Here is a 21,348-nt window from a genome sequence, read left to right as displayed (position 1 = left end):
TTCCGTTTCCCACTGATCAAGCTGAGGGGTGAAGACTCAGCGTTGCTTGAGGGCATCCACCAGGAAGGTGGGCGTGGCACTCTCGAACCAGTAGGGCCCGAACTCGCAGGGAAAACGTATGAAAAACCGCTCTACGACGGGCTTCGTAGCGCTTTACCAGTAGGAGCTAATGTGATCATCTAACGGCTTTTGCTCATGGATGACCTCATGCTGACACCATCGCTTATGCACCATTTATCGATCGTTCCCGACTTCCGCCAGGCTTGGAAAGTGCAGCATCAGCTGTCGGATATCCTGTTCCTGACGGTCTGTGCGGTGATCTGTGGTGCCGAGGGTTGGGACGAAATCGAGGACTTTGGCCACGCGAAGCTCGATTTTCTCCGTCAGTACGGCGATTTTGAGGCTGGTGTGCCCAGCCATGACACCTTGGCTAGGGTCATGGCCTTGGTGAATGCCGAGCAGCTGCAAAGTGCATTCGCCGAGTGGATGAAGGCCTGTCACGATGTGACGGAGGGCGCGGTAGTGGCCATCGATGGCAAGACGCTGCGTGGGTCGTACTGCCGGGGGAGGGGCAAAGGTGCGATACACATGGTCAGTGCCTTCAGTGCGGCGAATGGCGTGGTGCTGGGCCAGGTCAAGACGGCGGAGAAGTCCAACGAGATCACGGCGATTCCCGAGCTACTCAAGCTGCTGAATCTGCAAGGTTGCCTGGTAACAATCGATGCCATGGGCTGCCAGAAGAAGATCGCCACGCAGGTCCTGCAGAAGGGCGCCGATTACCTACTCTCGGTGAAGGGCAACCAGCCGGCCTTGGCTGACGCCTTCGAGGCTGCGTTTCCCATGGCCAAGGTGGTCAACTTTGAAGGGGATGCGTACGTCACGGACGAGAAGAGCCGTGGCCGGCAAGAGACCCGATACCATATTGTCAGCGAGGTTACTGAAGAATTTCAGGAGCTTAGCTATGAATGGGCAGGCCTGAAAACGGTGGGCGTGGTAATGAGTTTCCGCCAGGAAGGTGACGAGGTGCCAGAAGCCCCGATGATCCGCTACTACATCAGCTCTGCCGATCTGAGCGCCAAGAAGCTCGCCGAAGCGGCTCGCCAGCATTGGTTCGTGGAGAATAAACTCCACTGGTCTCTGGACGTGGCGCTCCGCGAGGACGTCTGCAAAATTCACCGTGGTCAGGCTGCTGAAAACCTCGCCAGGGTTCGGCATATCGCCTTGAATTATTTGAAAGGGGAGACCCGTTTCAAAGGCGGAATCCGGCGGAAACAGAAGAAAGCCGCGCTGGATGAGACCTACCTGGCGGACATTCTCGCGGTATGAAATTTTTCATGCGTTTTCCCTGGGGTGAAGAGTCGGTCGCCATGGGTCTGTGACCAGTGCGGTGCGTCAGGTTCTGCCCAGAGCGCGTTCTGGAAGCTCGGCGACCCCTACCTACCACGGAGCGTACCAGCGAGAAGGGGTAGGCTTGCCAGAGCAACGGAGTATGGTCTGCCAGCGACGATGATTGAAGGTAAGCTTGAGTAGCTGGAAAAAGTACTTCTGCAGGCAGCAAAAGATAATTCAGCTAAAAGCACCAAAGATTTATTAATTGTGCAGAATCGTCTTTATGCTCAATTAGAAAGTCTCTCTTGGTTACAGCAGCGTTTGTCAATCAAAGGCCAGCTGCCACCTTTGCGCGGCTGGGCTACCTCTCCCGATGTCCTGCTTCGTTTGCACACCCATATTATGCAGACGAAGCCCAGTGTAATCGTAGAGTTCGGTAGTGGCGCTTCTACATTGGTAATAGCCGATGCCCTGTCTCAAAACGGCAGTGGTAAGCTGTATTCAATAGAGCATAGCGATTATTACGGAGCTCAAACCATGGCGACGTTAGAGGCGGAGCAGCTTCAGCGCTTTGTAGATATGCGTATCGCTGCGATAGAACCTTGGGAAAAAGAGCATCTTAACTCAATAGATGCGGAAAAACCTTCTCAATGGTATCCGCTGGCGTTGTTGGATAATATTTCTGATATTGATTTGCTCTGGGTGGATGGCCCGCCGGGGGCAACCTGTTTATATAGTCGTTACCCTGCCTTGCCTGCTTTAGCAGATAAGCTGCTGCCTCATGCGGAAGTGTGGATGGATGATACTACTCGCCAAGAAGAGAAAGATATTTGCGAGCGTTGGGCCAAAGACCATCACTTTGAACTTGAGTATCATCCATTAGAAAAAGGGTTAGGACGCTTAACGCGCCCTGGAGTTGAGAGGCCAGTAACGGCTACTGTTAAGAATGCATTTGTAAGAACTGATGACCACCCTGAGCGAGCTATCGGCCTAGATTTCTCCCTCCCCGAAATTCGCAACAAAGGATGAATTAATTCCGCTTAATGATTTATAGTCATGAACTGGGTAGTGGCATGGCTTGTGCAAAGGCATGCTGTTTTCTTTTGCTTGTGTAGGAACTGTTTAAATGTGCGGGATTGTAGGCGCAGTAAGCGCAAAGGATAGCATCGCTTTTCTATTACAAGGGCTCTCGACGCTGGAGTATCGCGGTTACGATTCCGCTGGTTTGGCAGTCATCAATCATGGCTTACAGCGGGCGCGTGCCAAAGGGCGCGTGGCGGAATTGGCTGCCCGTGTGGAACAGCAGGCACTCAGCGGTACTATCGGCATTGCCCACACCCGTTGGGCAACCCATGGGGTGCCCGCAGAGCGTAATGCCCACCCGCATATCTCGGCAGGCTTGGCCGTGGTGCACAACGGCATTATCGAAAACTACGAAGCCTTACGTGATCAGCTGCAGGCCTTGGGTTATGTGTTTACGTCAGATACTGACACCGAAACCATTGCCCACCTTATTCAGGCATGCTTTAAAGGTGAAATTGGCGAACCCGCTGAAAGCCTCTTTTCTGCTGTGCAGTGCGCGGTTAAGCATTTAAAAGGCGCGTTTGCGCTAGCGGTCGTCAGCGAAGAAGAGCCTGATGGTCTAGTCGTCGCCCGTGAAGGTTCGCCCCTTATGTTGGGTATTGCCGAAGATGGCCATTACGCCGCATCGGATGCCTCTGCGCTGCTGTCGGTCACGCAGCAAATGATGTATTTGGAAAATGGCGATGTTGCCCGCTTAACCCGTGATGCGGTAGTGGTGGTCGATGCCGTTGGCCAACCCGTTAAGCGCGATGTCGTCACCTCTCACCTTTCTGCCAATGCGGTCGAGCTGGGTGAGTTCAACCACTACATGCAAAAAGAGATGTTTGAGCAGCCCCAAGCGCTAGGCAATACGCTGGAAATGCTCAGCTGGGCAGGGCAGCTGCACCCCGGTATTTTTGGAGCCGATGCCCAGGGAGTGTTTGAGCAAGTTGATTCTGTCTTGATCCTGGCGTGCGGCACCTCCAGCTATGCGGGCATGACGGCTAAATACTGGATAGAACAAGTGGCGGGTATTCCCTGCAATGTAGAAATTGCCAGCGAATACCGCTACCGCGTGAGTGTGCCCAACCCGAACCAGCTGGTGGTGGTTATATCTCAATCTGGTGAAACCGCAGATACCCTAGCGGCGTTACAGCACGCCAAAGCCCTGGGCCACCCCCATACGCTGGCGATTTGTAACGTGCCGGAATCTGCCATTGTGCGTGAAACCGCGCTGCGCTTTATTACCCGAGCAGGGCCAGAAATTGGCGTAGCCTCTACTAAGGCGTTTACCACGCAGCTGGCGGCGCTATTTTTGCTTACCCTGCTGCTGGCAAAAGGCAAGCAGCGGTTATTGGAGGCAGATGAAAAGGCTTACCTAGAAGAACTGCGCCACCTGCCCATTGCGGTCGAAAAGGTATTGGCGCTAGAACCTAGTATTAAGGCGTGGTCGCAGCAGTTTGCGAATAAGCACCATGCGCTGTTTTTAGGCCGTGGCCGACACTTCCCAGTTGCCTTGGAAGGTGCGTTGAAGCTGAAAGAGATCTCCTATATTCATGCAGAAGCCTACCCAGCAGGCGAGCTGAAACACGGCCCGCTAGCGCTAGTCGATGCCGAAATGCCGGTAGTGGTGGTGGCCCCCAACGATGAAATGCTGGAAAAGCTAAAAGCCAACATGCAGGAAGTGAGCGCCCGCGGTGGTCAGCTGTATGTGTTTGCGGATGGTGATAGCACAGTGAAGCCATCCGAAGGAGTGAATGTACTGGCAATGCCGGAGCATTACGGTTTGCTTTCGCCCGTGCTGCACGTGGTAGCGCTACAGCTACTCTCTTATCACGTGGCGCTGGTAAAAGGCACCGATGTGGATAAACCGCGCAATTTGGCCAAGAGCGTCACGGTGGAGTAAGTGGTGTAGCGTTATCGGGGGCGGCCCATCGCCGCCCTCCCAACGCTTCACTATTTCCCACTCACCACTCACCACTCACCACTCACCACTCACCACTCACCACTCACCATCCACCTTCCTCTATTCAGGTTTTGACATCATGCGACACTATTTTGGTACTGACGGCGTTCGCGGCCGCGTGGGTGAATTCCCGATGACACCGGCTTTTGCCATGAAGCTTGGCTGGGCGGCCGGTAAGGTATTGGGTGCTGAGGGCGTCAAAGAAGTTCTTATCGGGAAAGATACCCGTGCCAGCGGTTATATGTTGGAGTCTGCTCTAGAAGCGGGTTTTTCAGCAGCGGGTGTGAATATTGCGTTGGTAGGCCCGCTGCCTACGCCTGCGGTGGCGTACCTCACCTCTACGTTTCGGGCCGATGCGGGCGTGGTGATCAGTGCGTCTCATAACCCGTTTTACGATAACGGCATTAAAATTTTCGGCCAGGGCGGCTTTAAGCTGACCGATGTTCAAGAGCAAGAAATTGAGGCCATGCTGCATGTTGCCTTGGAAGGCGGTATGGAGTGCGTGGAATCGGAAGCGTTAGGCAAAGCCCGCCGTATTGATGATGCCGCAGGCCGCTATATCGAGTACTGCAAAGCCGTGTTGCCCAGCGCGTTAAGCTTGAAAGGCCTTAAGATCGTGGTCGATTGCGCGAACGGTGCAGGCTACAAAGTGGCTCCCGCCGTGTACAAAGAGTTAGGCGCAGAGGTGATCAGTATTCACGACCAGCCTAACGGTGTGAACATCAACGCAGAGTGTGGCGCAACCTCGATGCGTAACCTGTGTGGGGCGGTGCTGGCTCATGAAGCGGATTTAGGCATTGCACTGGATGGCGATGCCGACCGCCTGATGATGGTTGACCATACCGGCACCGTGGTAGATGGTGATGAGCTGTTATTCCTGTTAGCCAAAGATGCCAAACAGGCGGGTTACACGGGCGGCGTAGTGGGCACACAAATGAGTAATTTAGGGCTAGAGCAGGCCCTAAACGCCTTAGATATCCCGTTTGTACGTGCCAAAGTAGGCGACCGCTACGTGATGGAGCAGCTAAAAGCCACCGGTTGGCGCTTAGGGGGAGAAGGCTCTGGACACCTGCTCAGCCTGGACCATGCTTCCACTGGCGATGCCGTTATTGCTTCGCTGCGCGTGCTTACCTCGTTACTCAATCAAAGTAATACGCTGTTTATGGCGAAGCAGGGCATGCATAAGCTGCCACAGGTATTGGTTAACGTACGCTTTAAGGCTAGTAAACACGACCCGCTGGAAAGCCCTGTTGTACAGCAGGCCGTAAAAGAAGCTGAGGAAACGCTGGGAGCGAAAGGGCGTGTGTTGCTGCGCAAGTCAGGCACCGAGCCGTTAATTCGCGTGATGGTAGAAGCGAGTGATGCTTCCTTGGCCGATGAATGTGCACGGCATATTGCGAATGCGTTGCCACAGGCATAACGCCTTCAACAAAAGCATACGCATAAAACACAAGGGTAAAACAATAAACGCCTCGGCTCGTTCTGAGGCGCTCGATTTATTATATTGCTATTTTAGACGTTAGTCGTACCCTATGTGTGAGCGCGTGCTGTTTTGAACCTTGTCTATGAGCATGATGACCACAGAGAGCCTGATCGACCCTATGAATTTTCAAAAAGGAAATGAGTTATATCGGCAGGGAGCCTTTGAGCAGGCGGCTTCCTTTTACGTGAAAGCGCTGAATCGTTACAGCGGCTTCAAGCCTATTTACGTGAATTTAGCTCTTTCTCTTCGCAAGATCGACAATAAGAAGGTGCTTGATCAATTACTGCGCGATGCCCTGGAAATCGTTCGCCCTGGGGAAGTGGATAACGACATTGCGCTGGTCAAGAAATCCCGCTTAGTGAACGGTAAGTGGTATTTGGTAGAGCATGAGGTGTGGGTGCCGAAAAAGGTAGACCCGATTCTGCACTACCTAGCAGTAGGCTGGCGGTTAGGTTTGAACCCCTGCAAGCGCTTTGATAACGACTTCTATCTCGAAAGCCACAGCACCCAAATGCAGCCGAATGAAGTACCGCTGCTGCACTACCTTTACAAGGGCAAGGAAAACGGAAACGAGATAAAAAGCAGTGAAGCAAATACCACTTCTCACTTTGGTATTCAGGTTTGGAATGGGCATTCTGTAACTGCTATACGTGAACTTGAAAATATATATAACGATACAAGTGCAAGCAGCAAAACACGTTGGTTAGCAATGTGGCACTGTGCCCGTTGGCACTATTTTTGTGGTGAGTTCAGCCAAGCGTTAGAGCTAGCTGAGTCAATGCAAAGAGTCGTGAACACGCCAAATTTAGATAAAGAGACGGTCTACCTGACCTATTTTTGCTTATTAACCCTGGGCCGCCCGGAAGAGGCCTATGCGGCGTTAAAGCCTTTTGTAGAACGCCACCCGAACGATGCCGATGCCCATTTTGCTCTTGCTAACGCCTTAAATGATGATGCCCGGCGCATTGAGCTGATTAATCAGGCCTTCGCCATTCATGGGTTTAGCGGCATTCGCCGTAAAGATAAAACCCAGCCGCTTTCCATTGGTAATGTGGTGGGCTTGCCTGCGCCCAAAGTGAAGGGTGCGAAAAAAGTGTCGATCATCATGCCGATTTATAGCGCGGGTGAGCAGGTGCGTATCGCCATTGAGTCTTTGCTAGCGCAAACCTACGATAACATCGAAATTATCGCGGTGGATGACTGCTCTCCCGACCACACCTTCGATGTGCTGAAAGCCCTCGCAAAAGAAGACCCCCGCGTAAAAGCTGTGCAGCCGCCGCACAATGGCGGGGCGTATGCCGCGCGTAATTACGGCCTCACATTTGCCACGGGAGAGCTGTTCACCACCCATGACAGCGATGACTGGTCGCATCCGCAAAAAATTGCGACTCAGGTAGCGTATCTAGAGAAGCACCCCAAGGTCATGGGCTGCTCCGCCCATTGGATTCGTGCGCAGGATAACCTGGCGTTTACGCAAAACTGGCGCCCCAATAACTGCCTAACACACTGGAGCCAGTCCTCCTTCATGTTCCGTAAGGAAGTGTTAGACATCGTAGGCGAGTGGGACCACGTGCGTATTGGCGGCGACACTGAATACATCTGGCGTATGCAAGCGCAGTTCGGTAAAAAATCATTCGCTAAAATTTACTCGGATACGCCGCTGGCATTTGCGTTGGATGAAGAGTCGTCACTCACGCGTACGAAGGCAACGCATGTACGTACAGTCTACTTTGGCTTGCGCCATATCTACCGTGAAATTTGTGCTTGGTGGCATGCCTCGCAAAAGCATCTGAACGTACAGGATGCGAAAACCAAGCGGGCCTTCCCCGCACCACGCAGCATGTTCGAGCGCTCCGATGAGCCTCTCACGTTTAATACCGTGATTGCAGGCGATTTCTCTCGTTTAGAGGATTGCCAGAAAGCGGCTGAATTTATCGGCAAGCACCCCAAGCAGAAGGTGGCGCTGTTCCATTGGCCTAGCTTCCACAAGGCACCGGAAGCCCTATGCAACCTCTACTTCGAGCTGCTGAAACAGGGTAAAGTAGAGCCCGTTGTGATGGGCCAAACGGTTGATGCCAACCACTATAAAACTGCCGATAAAGCCCTAACCGAGTACCCGCTAGACGGTTACCCTGACTTTATGGGCTTGAAAAATTGGGGAGCTCTGTGAGTAAACGCCAGCAGGATGTGAGCGCTTTGTTAGAAGCGCTTACCCAAGCAGAAGAAAAGGTACAGCGAGAAAAGGCACAAAAACGCGCCATTGCCAATCAGGTTGTGGCCGCCACCCAGAAATTACCTGCTGATGAGCGCCAAGCTGTACTGGAGCAAGTATCGGCACTGTTAAGTGCCGATGAATTAACGGAAAAATTTACCCGCTTGCTGAGTCAGCATAAGGTGCCCCTCACCAATGTGGCCTCTTTTCAACAGCTGTTGGTGCAGGCCACACGGCGTCGCCAGTTGTTTAATTTTCAACCCGAATGGAAGCTGAACAACAAACGCTACGCTTACCAGTTTATTGATGAGCTAGGCGTAAAGCGGCCCGAAACGTTTGCCTTCAACCAGCCGCTGGCCAGCATTGAGCCTAAACCAGCCACGGTGCTTAAGCCTGAAAATGGCTCATCTAGCCACGGCGTCTTTATTTTTGATGAGCAGGGTGGGGCGTTTGAAGTACGCACCGGAGAAACACTGCCCACCGTCAGTGATGCCATGGCCAAGGCAAACAGCATGGTAGAGCAGGGCACCATCAAAAAAGATTCTTGGCTGCTTGAAGAATTTATTGGTGATTTTGAAGGTGGCAAGCCACTGCCCCCGGTAGACCTCAAGTTTTACTGCTTCTTCGGAGAAGTAGGGTTTGTATTAGAAGTTGAACGCGCCAATGAAACCCGTTACTGCGAATGGTTACCCGATGGCCGCTTGGCAGAAACAGGGCGCTATGAAGGCAGAAGTTTTGTCGGTAGTGGATTCACCAATGAGCAGTTGGAAATTGCTAAGCGAGTCAGCCAAGCGATCCCCACGCCGTTTATGCGTATCGACTTTATCAAAAGTAAAAACGCTTTTTCCTTTGGTGAGTTTACTCCCCGCCCTGGCCAGTTTTCCTCTTTTAATCAAGAGTTTGATCGGTACCTTGGGGAGTGCTACCTGAGTGCAGAGGCGAAAGTTCTTGCACATTTAAGTTCAAAATAACGCCTTTGGGTGCGCTAATGAATCGTGAATGCTTTGATGTTGTAGAAGAAGAAATTGCCAATATTCGTGAGTCGTTCAAGAAAATTGACACCCAAATTAAGAAAGTTGTGCGTACCGGGGATTCTTCTGCATTGCGAGATCTTAGGGCTAAGGCATCAGAGTACTCTTTAGTACCTCCTGTATCCCACTCGTTTTCGACTGTTTTTGTTAACTCTTTCTCGAAGTCATTTAAATTTCAGAGAATGATAAACAGTAGCCTAATGGCTTCTACGGTGAGTAGCCGAAATGCGATCAATAGTAAATCAGGTGGCAAAGCTTTCTGTACGTCGTTAGGTGTAAGCGTTCCTGATACATATTTAACGAATATTCCAACGCAAGAGTTGGCACATGTGAATTACTCTTGTTTTGGCGACAGCTTTGTCGTTAAGCCTGTCTTTGGAGCGCAGTCTAAGAATGTCTTCGGTATTGCGCTACAAAATGACGGTAGTGTGCTGGAAGTGTTTAAACAAAAAAAATATAAAAATTTTAACGATGCTATCAGGGCTGTCGCTGAAACGGCGAGCCGTGGCATGAAATGGGAAGTAGAGCAGCTGGTGCTGAATCGCCAGGGGCAGTGCTCTCATGATGTCAAATTCTACACATTTTATGGTAAAGTGGTGATTGTGCTTCAAATCGCTCGTTGGGGGAAAAAGAGGGAAGACGTCTTTTTCGATAGAGCGGGCAATATTATCGAGGCGAGAATAGAAAATAGCTATGAGCAGGGGAGTGAGGTGGCGTCTCCTTTGTTTTCGCAACATGATATTGAGCAGGTTGAGGCGTTGAGCCTTCAGATACCTTTCCCATTTAGTAGGATTGATTTTTTAGCAGGCAAAGATAAATTATATTTTGGTGAGTTTACATTTAATGCAGGCGGTGCGGCCGGTTTCGTTGATGAGTGGGATCGGGTATTGGGTGAAGAGTTTCAGTCCGCGCAAAACAGGCTCATGAAAGATTTGCTGGATGGCAAAAAATTCGATGCCTACAAACAAATCGCAATGTAACGAGTATTGGAGCAGTAAGTGAATATACTGTTTGTGGGTGGAAGTAATTTAGTAATTCGTGATGGCCTATCAACGCTAATTCCTCAGTGCCTGAGTGCTTCAGGCGTTGAAGTGCAAAACGTTTTTAATATTGCAGTAGGTGCAACAGGTAGCTTATTCGGTTTGGAAAACTTGTCTATGTTTGGTAAAAAAAACATCGACCTTGTTTTTGTAGAGTATGGCATTAACGACCTTCCTTTGCATTCAAATGATAAGCGCCTATGGGAATATTCTTTTTCAGCATTACTGAATAAAGTTAGTGAGAAGTACCCAAACGCGATGCTTGTCACTATTTTACTGGGCCGCCGCAGGGAAAGGTTCTGGGAAAAACAAGCTAAAATGCATGAAAGAATGTCAGCTATTACTCAACGGTATGGTGGGTTAGTAGTCGATATTGATAGCTTGCTTAAGCGTAAGTCACAGAGCATCGCTGCATTAGATGATTTTTATTTAGATGACAGTCATTATCAGTCCCCTTATGTGACAAGATATATCTCAGAAACGGTTGTTTCTGAGTTTCTGGTTGCTAAAGAGCTTGGTTTTTTCAACGATAAAAAAGTATTGCTAGATAATGACTTGCCGCGCTTGGGGCTGTCATCAGTTTCTGGCGAGATAAAGTGTTACGAGAATTCTCGCTTTATGCAAAAAACAACCGTGCTGAAAAAAAATGAGCCTGTTGTGTTGAGCGTGCCTGGAGTGCCAGTAGGTATATCGTTTATTTCAGAGTTCGACTCCTGCTCACTTCTGATTGAAGCCGGTGGAAAAAAGAAAATCATCAACACTAAGCGTAAAAAAGCATCGCTAGGCCGTTTTAGCTTTATTTTAAAACAAACGCCGCTTTACAGTTTTTTTGAAAGTGAGCTTGGTTTTAGCGATATGACTGAAGTGAAACTTACTGCAGTGGATACAAATAGTGCGGGATGGGATGCTTCTATTATGCAAAATACTTATGGTATGGAGCCTGCAGAACCCGAAAGTAACAGTAAAATATTCATCTCGCATATTTCATCTTGCTTTGTTAAGAAGGCATCGTAATGAGTTGGGCTATTAAACGTATTGGTGAGGAGCGTTCATTTGACCGCTGGGGGAAACCTGTAGAGTTTACCTCATTAGCGAGCTTTGAAGACTCAAACGTATCAGCATCAGGTATCTATTCAATTTTTGAACAAGGTGCCCTGATTGATTTGAATGTTGAAGTTTGTGTTGGCAAGCCCCTAGTAGTCTTCTTTAATGGTGCGCAAAAAAGAGACACAGGCATAAAACTACCTATTTTTTCAGGGTTAAGCGTCGCTCCGAAAGGTAAGGTAAGCCGTCTTTCTATTAATGACCCCTGTTTGTATATGGCAGACGACATTAATATGGCTTGGTATGTGGGAAGTAAGTATTTCTCTTTACAGAATTCTATTGTGCCAAGAATTATTGATAAAGTGATTGCTTTGACACAAGCGTCTAGCGTTATTTTTATCGGTGGCTCTGCGGGTGGAATGGCTAGCTTGTATTACGCCAGAAAGTTTCCTGGTGCATTTTGTATTACCTCTAATCCTCAAACCAACATTCTTGATTACTACAAGCCTCATGTGAATCGCTTTTTATCTAATTGTCTGGGGGTCGAGAGTGCCGCGTTAGTGAAGGAGAATCCGCGTTTGGTTGGTGAGGCGGTGATGAATATCCGTACTTACTATGGCGGTAGAGTTAAAAATCCCACTATCTACCTTCAGAATATTCAAGACGAGCACCATGTGGTAAGGCATTTCACGCCTTTCATTAAATCATTAAAAATGAAAGTGCCAGAAGAAGTTGGCTCTAAGCAGATGAATAATAGACTGCTGGTTCATTTAGGAGATTGGGGCAAAGGCCATAAAAGCGCTCCGCGCGAATTTTGGGCCAATATGCTCAATAACGTAGTGGAAAATGAGGGCCACTGGGACACGCTCTTCAAAGAGAAGCGTGCCAGTGAGCTATTGCAATAAACTTGTTTGCATTGGTATCTGGGCAAACAGTCGATGAATAAGCTTTGGATAACCCTAGCGACCTTGCTTTGTTTGTTATTACTGGCATGGCAGCCTTGGGAGTCAACACCAAGCCCCGATGCTACTGAGCGCTTCGAGAGCAATACTCTTTCTCCCGTGGGCCAGGCAATCGTGGATCACTCCCTGACTCATTTAGTGCCGGGTGGGGGTATAGAAGGAAGTACTGCCTTGCAGGTCGATTATCAAGGATACGAGCGAGGTAGCCGCCGTGTGGTGGTGTCGCCACGTATTGAACCGGCTTTGCAGTACGAACTCTCTTTCTGGGTAGAATTCTGCGACGGTTTTGATTTTGCTCGTGGCGGTAAGCTCCACGGGCTAGGGCCAGCTAACCCAGTGGCGGGGGGCAATACCATTACTCCGGAAGGGTGGAGCGCGCGTTTGATGTTCCGTGGTGATGGTGGCTTGCAAACGTATATTTATCATCAAGATATGGCAGGCCGCTATGGCGACACCCAGCGCGCTGAAGGTTTTGTATTTGAGCCAGGGCGTTACTATCAAGTGCGTATGCAGGTGGTTCTAAATACGCCAGCCTCTGCCAGTAATGGAAGCGTAACGGTTTGGGTAGATGACCATCGTTTGATCGAGCATGCTGGGTTACGTTTTCGCGACCGTGAAAGTGATGCCAGTCACATACAGCGACTCTTATTCAGTACGTTCCATGGCGGTAGTAGCCCTGAATGGGCCCCACGCCGTAGCAATGGTAGCTACAAAACGGATTGCGCGTTATTTGACGATATAAGCGTCGTTGCTCACCCGCCTGATGTACCTCAGCCATAGGTTTGCTAGATATTTTCTGTGCTGTGGGTTGAGCGGCTCCCCCAAGGTGTGCTACAACTTAGGTCTAGGTAGAAATTATAATTAACCGGCTAATAGTTGCTTAAACAATATAGTTGTTCTAATAAAGCCGGTTTAATAAAAAAGAAAACCACGCCACTCTGTCTAAGCTGTTTAAAGACGGTTGGCGTGGTGCTGTATGAATGGTTTGTCATCACCCTCCATCATCGTGCTTTAAATGGTTTTTCCAGAGTGGCGTGCCCTAGATGTACTCAGCAGGCACGTTGACAAGGAGAGAACCAATGAAAAAGCATGCATTTGTAATGATTCGTTATAGCGTGTTGTCTGAGAATAATGCCGCCTGGGTCATTGGGCGCGATAACGAATTTGAAAAATATAAACAAGAGCTTTTTTCAGATGCGCGTATGTCGTTGCATGAAGAGCTCTTTTTTAATGTCACGCTGCCGTCTTTACAGAAAATGTCTGCTGATAAGACCACGGTGCTGGTGTTTACATCAGAGGCGCTTCCCGAAAAAAATATGCAGCGGTTGCTGCTAGCCCAGCAGAAATGCCCCAATATGGATGTTGTTCCTCTTTCCAGCCAGGGGGGAGTGATCCATAAAATGCAGCAGCACTTGCTGGAAAAATTACATACCTTTGGTGAGGAGGTATGCTACGCGACGGTACGTCTGGATGACGATGACGCGTTAGCCGATGACTTTGAAACCGAGCTGTATAAGTACATTGAGCCCCAGTTTGCTGGGCATGCTATTTCATTTGCACGTGGTTACGAGGGTGTTTACGAACAAGGGGCGTATTCAACATTTACAGAGCGGCACAGCCCTAAAATAGCCATGGGGTTGTCGTTGATACAGGTCTACCGCCCAGTCCAGCCGCCTAGCATTTTGTCTGTTTACAGCCTGGGTAATCATACGAAGGTAGATGAAAAGCACCCGCTCATTGTGAACCCTTTAGCGCCGATGTATGTGCGAACGGTGCATCCAGGTAGCGATGTGTTTGCCAAGCGCTTTGAAAAAAAATTGAAGAAATCGCGTTTGGATACTCCCTCCAGTCACGATGAAGTGGCCTCCCGTTTTTGCTTCTTGCGCGATAACGTCCCGCTGGCGCTTGAAACATTACCTCATCTGAATTTTCTTGGGGATGGTTTTTCTGCTTCATGCCTTGTGACTCACCATAAGAGTGTTCTGCTCTATTCTCACAGCAGTGAGCAAATTCATCATTGTGATCCTGATAAAGTCCTCTTAGATGCCGATGATGAGCTGGTCTGCTTTGATAAAGAGCAGCAGGTGCTGATGCTAAGTGAGACCGGAAAGCAGCTTTTTTTAAATAGTCGTAATACGTTTTCAACCAATGACTCTTATGGCTGCAAGGCGCTCTCTTTTAAGCGTAATGGAAGAGGTCTTGCGATTGCACTCAACGGCGGTGGCCGTTACCTCTCGGCGGAACGAAATGGGGAGGTTAGTTTTAAGCGGCAATGTAAAGCGTGGGAAGTGTTTTATTTAAATTAGTGGCCGCTGATGATGAGTGCTTTTTTGAAGTACTTCTTTTAACAGTGCTGGGCAGGCCTGATGCTCTTGGTGCCATGCTTGGGCATGGCAGTGGTTAATCGAGTGCTAAATAACACAAAGTCGGTTGATGTAGAGGGTCGCCATTAAATTGTGCCGTGGTAATGAATTCAAGGGCGCGTATTTTGATAGAATCGCGCCACCCCGTCGCCATAGGCGATGAACGATGCAACGATAAACGATGCAACAGAGCTTGGTGGAGAACGTTAAGGATGAAAATTGCAGTTGCTGGTACGGGCTATGTTGGCCTTTCTAACGCGATGCTGTTGGCCCAGCACCATGAGGTCGTCGCGGTCGATATCGTGCCTGAGAAGGTGAACATGCTGAATAACCGCGTAGCTCCGATTGAGGATGCGGAGATTTCAGCGTTTTTAGCCCGTGAAGACCTGCATTTTACGGCAACCCTGGATGCTGAAACGGCGTATCAAGACGCTGCGTTTGTGATTATTGCCACGCCGACAGATTACGATCCGGAAACCAACTACTTCAATACCAACAGCGTTGAGGCTGTTATTCAGCAGGTAATGCAGGTCAACCCTGACGCGGTGATGGTGATTAAGTCGACGGTTCCCGTGGGTTACACCACGGAAGCCGCTGAGCGATTTAATACGCAAAATTTACTGTTTTCACCTGAATTTTTGCGTGAAGGCAAGGCATTGCACGATAACCTCTACCCCTCGCGTATTATTGTAGGTGAGCGCTCTGAGCGTGCCGCCACGTTTGCCGAGCTATTGAAGCAGGGCGCAATTAAGCAAGACGTTGAGGTGCTGCTGACCAACAGTACCGAAGCAGAAGCCATTAAGCTGTTTGCGAATACCTACCTGGCGATGCGTGTGGCGTACTTTAATGAGCTGGATACCTATGCGGAAAGCCATGGGTTGGATGCCAAGCAGATTATTGAAGGGGTTGGCTTAGACCCACGTATTGGCAAACATTACAACAACCCTAGCTTTGGCTATGGCGGCTACTGCTTGCCGAAAGACACCAAGCAGCTTCTCGCGAACTATCAAGATGTGCCTAACAATATGATTCAGGCCATCGTGGACGCTAACCGCACTCGCAAAGATTTCATTGCGGAGTCGGTGTTGCGCCGAAACCCGGAAGTGGTCGGTGTCTATCGCCTGATTATGAAAACGGGTTCCGATAACTTCCGCGCCAGTGCTATGCAGGGGGTAATGAAGCGCTTGAAGGCGAAAGGCATCGAGGTGGTGGTGTATGAGCCTGCGCTGGATAAAGAGAAGTTCTTTGGATCAGTCGTCATGGTAGATTTTGATGCCTTCAAGCAAAAAGCGGATGTGATCCTCGCCAACCGCATGGTGGAAGAGCTGCATGATGTTGCTGAAAAAGTCTATACCCGTGATTTATTCGGTAGCGATTGAAGTAGGCAGATGGTTTAACGAATAGAAGCCGTGTTGGGCGCAGAACGGATTGTGATATAGTGCGCTTAGGTTCCGGTTTTTACTCATGAAAGCTGCTGCCCTGTTTCGTTTTGGTTGGGCCGTCAAGCCTTGGTTTGGCGGCCTTTTCTATGGGGTAAGCGGTCGTTCTTTTGGTAATAGTAGGTGGCTATGCACTCTTTTCTGGCGAAGTGGTGGAGCAAGTTGGGGCGTCGTCAGACGACTTCAGACGCTACGTTGGCCAAAAGGCACGATACGCATGAAAATGGCGCGGCTGATTTTGATACGGCGTGGTATCTCTCGGCATACCCGGATGTCGCGGCCGCGGGCATCGACCCCTGGGAGCATTATCAGCACCATGGTAAAGCCGAAGGGCGGCTGCCTTATCGTAACCGTGCGCTCGCCTGGGATCATGCGCTTTGGCGAGGTGCCAGCAGTGTAGTACTCCCCCGTTTGGTCAGTGTGTTAAGCGCTGATAATGTGAATATACCAGAGCAGCACACGGCGCGTTGGGCGCTGGCCCGCTGGTATGCGTGGCAAGGCCATTGGGACGCTGTGGTTGATAGCCTGATGCCGGCTGGGCAGTTGATCGAACTGAACCAGCCCGGCCCCGCGCTCTTGGTGATTGATGCATGCTGCCGCGAACCTAACACTCAGCGGTTATCGCAGATGGCCCCACAAGCATTGGCTTTTTTAGAGGCCAATTTTCCTCACGCGGCAGATACCGCCCTGGCACGTAGCAATGTGCTTCGTTTGACGCCTGGCCCGCAGTCGCAGCCTTTAGCGGTGTTGAATGCGCTGTTTCACACTCATGATCTTGCGCCGCTTGCGTTACGAATGCCTGAACAGCCATTGGGGCTCGATAACTTAGCGGCTCCCCTGCCAGCTGCGGCAGCGGCTTCAGGGCCGCTTATTAGTGTTGTGGTGCCGCTGTATAATGCGGAGCTGACCATTGCGACGGCGCTGCGTAGCCTATTTGCCCAGCAAGAGGTGCGCCTAGAAATCATTGTGGTGGATGATGCCAGCCAAGACGGCAGTGTGGGTGTGGTAGAGGCGTTACAGCAGGAAGCGCCTGAGCATGTGCAGCTATTGGTGGTTAGGCATTTCCATAATCAGGGTGCTTACGCGGCGCGTAATACCGGCATGGCTGCCGCAAGCGGCGAGTTCTTGACCACTCACGATAGTGATGATTGGTCCCATCCGCAGAAATTGCAGCATCAAGTTCATGCATTGATAGCCCAACCAGAGGCTGCAGCCTGCCTATCTCACTGGGTGCGCGTAACGCCTGCGTTGCATTTCCATCGCTGGCGATTGGATGAGTATGGGTGGGTCTATCCCAATATGTCGTCGCTCATGCTGCGCCGAACAACGTTCGATGCGCTAGGTTATTGGGATTTGGTCAGCGTTAATGCGGATACCGAGTGGCGTTTACGAGTGGAAGCGAGGTTTGGGGCAGGAAGTGTCCTGGAAGTGTTGCCTGGTGTACCGCTGGCCTTTGGATTGGCGGATGAGGGGTCGTTAAGCCAGCACGCCAACTCTCATTTGGCCAGCCAGTTTTCAGGAGCCCGGTTTCGGTATGTCCAGATGGCGCGCGCTTGGCATTCGGCGGCCTCAGAAGCCACTGAGCTGTACATGCCTCGTGTCCCGGAGCATCGCCTTTTTTGCGCTCCTTTAGCCATGTTGCGTGAGGATGCCCCGCGTAATGAGCGCCCTACCGATTTTGAGCGTGTGTGCGAGTCAACGCTGTTCGACCCGGGTTGGTACTTAACGCGGTATATCGATCTACAACAAACGCCTGTTGAGCCACTGCTTCATTACTGGGAAAGCGGCGCGGTGGAAGGGCGCGACCCAGGGCCTAATTTTTCTAGTTCTGGCTACCGAAGGCGTTACTCTGAGGTAGTTGCCTCAACAGAAAATCCTTTGGCACATTTTCTGCGCGAGGGGCATATAAAGGGATATGCACCACTACCGATATGGGAAGGCAAAAGGGTATTTGTCCAGCGCCCTACGGTCATGCTGTGCGCGCATCAGGCAGGTGTCACCCACTATGGCGCTGAACGCAGCTTGTTAGATGTATTAGAAGCTTTCAGCAAGTTGCGCTGGAATGTTGTGGTGACACTGCCTGAAGCTAATAATGAGGCCTACGAGCAGGCTATTATGCAGCATTGCTGTGCGCTGGCTGTTCTCCCCTACGGTTGGTGGCAAGTGGGTAAGCCGCCGGTAGAGACGACTGTTAGCCATTTTGAGGCGTTGATTCATCGCTACTCTGTGAAAGCGGTGCATGGTAATACCAGTGTGCTGCATGAACCTTATGTGGCCGCCAAAAGAGCGGGTATTCCTGCTTTGGTGCACGTACGTGAGTTGCCAAAGCACGATGAGGCACTGTGCGAATTATTAGGGGCTACCCCCGAAGAAGTGGTGTCCCATGTGCATGCTCAGGCAGAGGTCATCTTGGCGAACTCTCAGTGTGTAGCCAAAGCGTTTGCGCTTCCCTCTACGGTGCCTGTGTGCGTGGTGCCTAATACGATTCATATGCCGCCTTTATTGGCGTTGCCTCCCGTTCAGTTTGCGCCGGGTGAGCGGGTCGGTAATGTGCGTGTCGGTATGCTCAGTAGTAACGTGGCTAAAAAGGGAATAGACGATTTGGAGGCCATGGCGGGGCACCTTCAGTCGTTGGCTCCGTTTGCTATTGTGGTGCTCTACGGTGCTCGTTCTCCTGAAGTAGAAGCGCTCCTTCGTCGGCAGGCGCAGGGGCGTGCTCCGGCGAATATTCATTTCGCAGGTTATGTTGAGCGGCCGGAGCAGGCGCTCGCTGAGCTGGATATTGTGGTGAACCTCTCGCGCTTTCAAGAGTCTTTTGGGCGTACTGTATTGGAAGCGATGGCGGCGGGTAGACCTGTCGTCGCCTACCGTTGGGGGGCGCTTGAGGAGTTGATTGTCGAGGGGGAAACCGGCCATTTAGTGGCTTATGGAGAGCCATTTGCGGCCGCTCAACAGGTGGCGAAATTAGCCATGGCACCTGCCCAATGTCGGCGTTTTGGCAAAGCCGCCCAGCGACGCGCAGAAACGTATTTTAGCTCAGTGGAGCTGATGGCCGCGCTGGCAAGGGCTTATCGACTAACGGGCGTATCCGCTTTAACGGCGGACACATAACATCGATATCACGCCAGATAGAGGTCTATTTGAAGCTTGCAATTGCGGCCATCGTCAAAAATGAGCGAGATAGCCTACCTGAGTGGATCGCCTTCCACTTGGCGATAGGGGCTAGCCATTTCTTGATCGCCGATAATACCAGTGATGATGGCTCTTATGCGTGGCTTGAGGCGTTAGAAAAAGCAGGCATTGTGACGCTGATCTCGGTGCCTACTGAAGATAAGCCACCTCAGTTATCGGCTTACCAGCAGTTGCTCGCTAAGTGTCCCCAGTTGATTGATCTTATTGCATTTATTGATGCAGATGAGTTTCTATTACCTACAGATGGTGGGCTGGTAGAGTGGTTGGGTGAGTGTTTCGCTGACCCTGAGGTAGGGGGGATGGGGTTAAATTGGGCATGCTTTGGTTCTAATGGTGCGAAATTTCGTGAAGATGGTTTAGTGATCGAGCGTTTCACACAGCGTGCTGAGCGTGGCTTTGGCCCAAACCATCATATTAAGAGCATCGTGCGTCCTGATTACGTCGATCGTTTTCTTAATCCTCATATTGCTCGTTTGCAGCAAGGCCATTATATCAACAGTCAGGGGCAGCCCTTGGTGGAGCGTCGTGCTCCTGGTGGGGCTGTACGCGTTGGCCTAAGCGAGCAGGTTTGTTGGGAAGGCGCACGTATTAATCATTACCTGGTGAAGTCGGTAGAAGAATTTGTTTTAGGCAAAGCGCGGCGCGGTAGTGCCGCCACGCCTAACTATCAGAAGCAGCGCGACTACTTTATGCGCCATGACCGCAACGATACTGCGTGTCATATGGCCGCTGAACTCGCGCCTAAGGTTAAACAGAAAATGAAATGGTTGCAGGAGCTAACCGACAAGCAGCCGGCCGTGCCTGAACGGGCGGCCGAGCGATCTGCGGGGCACGATTTAACACGCTGGTTAAAGCGCCGGGTGAAGGAGTGGGCTTCCACTACATCAAACAGCGATCAAGCACCTATCGAACGTTGGTCGTTAGATTACCCTTCTGAACAGCGTGGTTCGCGGTTTCTGCCCTCTGGAAGGGTCGTGCAGGGCTGGTTGCTATTGCCGGAAAGCCTCGCTGAAATGCAGTCTCAAGTGCGTATTATTGCCCAGTGGCTGCCTACCTATGAACTATGTTACCCGCTAGATATTGATCGTCCGGATGTCATTAAGAATGTGTTGTCGGTATCGCCGGAGCAGCACCCTCAGCGCACCTGTGGTTTCCGTTTTACTGTGCCTCCTAAGCTGGGTGCCTTTCGTTTATGGTTAGCGTTAGATGATCAACGCTGGCTCCTGCAAGATGTGAATGTCGATACTCAGGACGTAGAGGGCTCACAGCCGCTCAAGGTGTTGGAAGGTAAGCAAGGCTGGCTGTTTCTAGATAATGATACCAATGGTAGCGTGGATCAGTTCACTGGCCGAATGCACCTGACACCTGAAGGTGTTGAAGGGTGGCGTCAGTACTTAAGCCAGCTTGTCGTGACGGCAGAAAGCCAGCCGTGGGCGCTGTTAGTGGCTCCTTCCAAAGAGAGTGTGATGGGGGCGCTGTACCATCCGTTTCAGGAGGGCGCTTCTGGGCCGATGCATCAGGTGTTGGCTTTAGAAGCCGCTAAGGAAGTGGTGTACCCCGTTTCAGAGCTTAAAGCACTAGGCGACGGCGCTTTTATTCCCACAGATACCCATTGGACGCATAAAGGTGCTTTATTCGCATCGCTTGCGCTAGCCGAACGTTTGGGGATGGACAAGACAGCATGCGAAGCGGTATTCGCCAAAGATCGCTATAAAGTGAGGGCCATGGGGGGCGACCTGGGCAATAAGCTGACGCCCAAACAGGTATCTGAAGTAGAGGTGCTGAGTTCGTTCACCCATACCCGTTATAAAACCTATGACAACGGACTACCTAATTTTGGAAGGTTGCTGGTTATGGAGTACCCGGATGCATTGAACCCAGGAACGTGCCTCTTGTTTGGCTCTTCTTCCAGCTACTCCATGTTCAACTATCTCACCAGAATCTTTCGTCGCGTGGTGTTTGCTCACAGTGCTGGCAATGTTGACCCTGCACTGGTGACTGCGGTTTCCCCTGACTATTTAGCCGCACAAACGAATGCTCGTTTTGTGGTGCAAGTGCCCACGGTAGCTTATAGCTTGGACGAAATGATACGCCACAAGGGCTCGCAGTTGGATGAGAAGGCGTTTGAAGGCGTGCTTGAAAAGCGTATCATCGCCACTGATGAGTATCTTCAGGCAGTTGGCGTGCTTCAGTGGGACCACACTGCACGTGCGCTATTTTCATAA

At 50.7% G+C, this 21,348-nt stretch carries 14 protein-coding genes; all 14 read left to right on the top strand.

Annotated features, from left to right (window positions below):
* Nucleotides 1–207 precede the first annotated feature (207 nt).
* The 14 genes from AB6K10_RS16545 (at nt 208) to AB6K10_RS16480 (ending at nt 21,348) form a co-directional block, all read left to right on the top strand.
* A complete protein-coding gene (locus AB6K10_RS16545) occupies nt 208–1,326 on the top strand; it encodes an ISAs1 family transposase (protein ID WP_339119579.1) in 1,119 nt (372 codons plus the stop codon).
* A gap of 270 nt (nt 1,327–1,596) precedes the next feature.
* On the top strand, nt 1,597–2,358 hold the full coding sequence (locus AB6K10_RS16540; protein WP_339119353.1) for a class I SAM-dependent methyltransferase: 762 nt from the start codon (nt 1,597–1,599) through the stop codon (nt 2,356–2,358).
* A 97-nt stretch (nt 2,359–2,455) separates the two neighbouring features.
* Nucleotides 2,456–4,297, top strand: a complete 1,842-nt coding sequence (glmS, locus tag AB6K10_RS16535; protein WP_339119352.1) for a glutamine--fructose-6-phosphate transaminase (isomerizing) — start codon at nt 2,456–2,458, stop codon at nt 4,295–4,297.
* A gap of 139 nt (nt 4,298–4,436) precedes the next feature.
* On the top strand, nt 4,437–5,777 hold the full coding sequence (glmM, locus tag AB6K10_RS16530) for a phosphoglucosamine mutase (protein WP_339119351.1): 1,341 nt from the start codon (nt 4,437–4,439) through the stop codon (nt 5,775–5,777).
* 145 nt (nt 5,778–5,922) lie between these two features.
* Nucleotides 5,923–8,010, top strand: a complete 2,088-nt coding sequence (locus AB6K10_RS16525) for a glycosyltransferase (protein WP_339119350.1) — start codon at nt 5,923–5,925, stop codon at nt 8,008–8,010.
* On the top strand, nt 8,007–9,023 hold the full coding sequence (locus tag AB6K10_RS16520) for an ATP-grasp fold amidoligase family protein (RefSeq protein ID WP_339119349.1): 1,017 nt from the start codon (nt 8,007–8,009) through the stop codon (nt 9,021–9,023). Before AB6K10_RS16525 ends, AB6K10_RS16520 begins: the two co-directional genes overlap by 4 nt.
* A gap of 17 nt (nt 9,024–9,040) precedes the next feature.
* Complete coding sequence (locus AB6K10_RS16515; protein WP_339119348.1) at nt 9,041–10,063, top strand: ATP-grasp fold amidoligase family protein; 1,023 nt, start codon at nt 9,041–9,043, stop codon at nt 10,061–10,063.
* 18 nt (nt 10,064–10,081) lie between these two features.
* Complete coding sequence (locus AB6K10_RS16510; RefSeq protein ID WP_339119347.1) at nt 10,082–11,137, top strand: SGNH/GDSL hydrolase family protein; 1,056 nt, start codon at nt 10,082–10,084, stop codon at nt 11,135–11,137.
* Nucleotides 11,137–12,072 carry a hypothetical protein gene (locus AB6K10_RS16505; RefSeq protein ID WP_339119346.1) on the top strand — a complete coding sequence of 312 codons (936 nt, stop codon included), beginning with the start codon at nt 11,137–11,139 and terminating at the stop codon, nt 12,070–12,072. The genes AB6K10_RS16510 and AB6K10_RS16505 overlap by 1 nt, the downstream gene beginning before the upstream one ends.
* Before the next feature lie 6 nt (nt 12,073–12,078).
* Nucleotides 12,079–12,909, top strand: coding sequence for a polysaccharide lyase (locus tag AB6K10_RS16500; protein WP_339119345.1), 831 nt, complete (start codon nt 12,079–12,081; stop codon nt 12,907–12,909).
* Nucleotides 12,910–13,208: 299 nt separating this feature from the next.
* On the top strand, nt 13,209–14,435 hold the full coding sequence (locus AB6K10_RS16495; protein ID WP_339119344.1) for a glycosyltransferase: 1,227 nt from the start codon (nt 13,209–13,211) through the stop codon (nt 14,433–14,435).
* A 269-nt stretch (nt 14,436–14,704) separates the two neighbouring features.
* Nucleotides 14,705–15,871, top strand: a complete 1,167-nt coding sequence (locus AB6K10_RS16490) for a nucleotide sugar dehydrogenase (RefSeq protein ID WP_339119343.1) — start codon at nt 14,705–14,707, stop codon at nt 15,869–15,871.
* 189 nt (nt 15,872–16,060) lie between these two features.
* Nucleotides 16,061–19,042 (top strand): glycosyltransferase, encoded by a 2,982-nt coding sequence (locus tag AB6K10_RS16485; RefSeq protein ID WP_339119342.1) that lies wholly within the window; start codon nt 16,061–16,063, stop codon nt 19,040–19,042.
* Between the two features lie 29 nt (nt 19,043–19,071).
* Complete coding sequence (locus AB6K10_RS16480; RefSeq protein ID WP_339119341.1) at nt 19,072–21,348, top strand: glycosyltransferase family 2 protein; 2,277 nt, start codon at nt 19,072–19,074, stop codon at nt 21,346–21,348.

It is taken from the genome of Halomonas sp. BMC6 (assembly GCF_964204995.1).
Classification (GTDB): Bacteria; Pseudomonadota; Gammaproteobacteria; order Pseudomonadales; family Halomonadaceae; genus Vreelandella.
The sequence above is the reverse complement of the archived record's forward strand: the minus strand, read 5'-3'. Positions and strand labels throughout refer to the sequence as shown.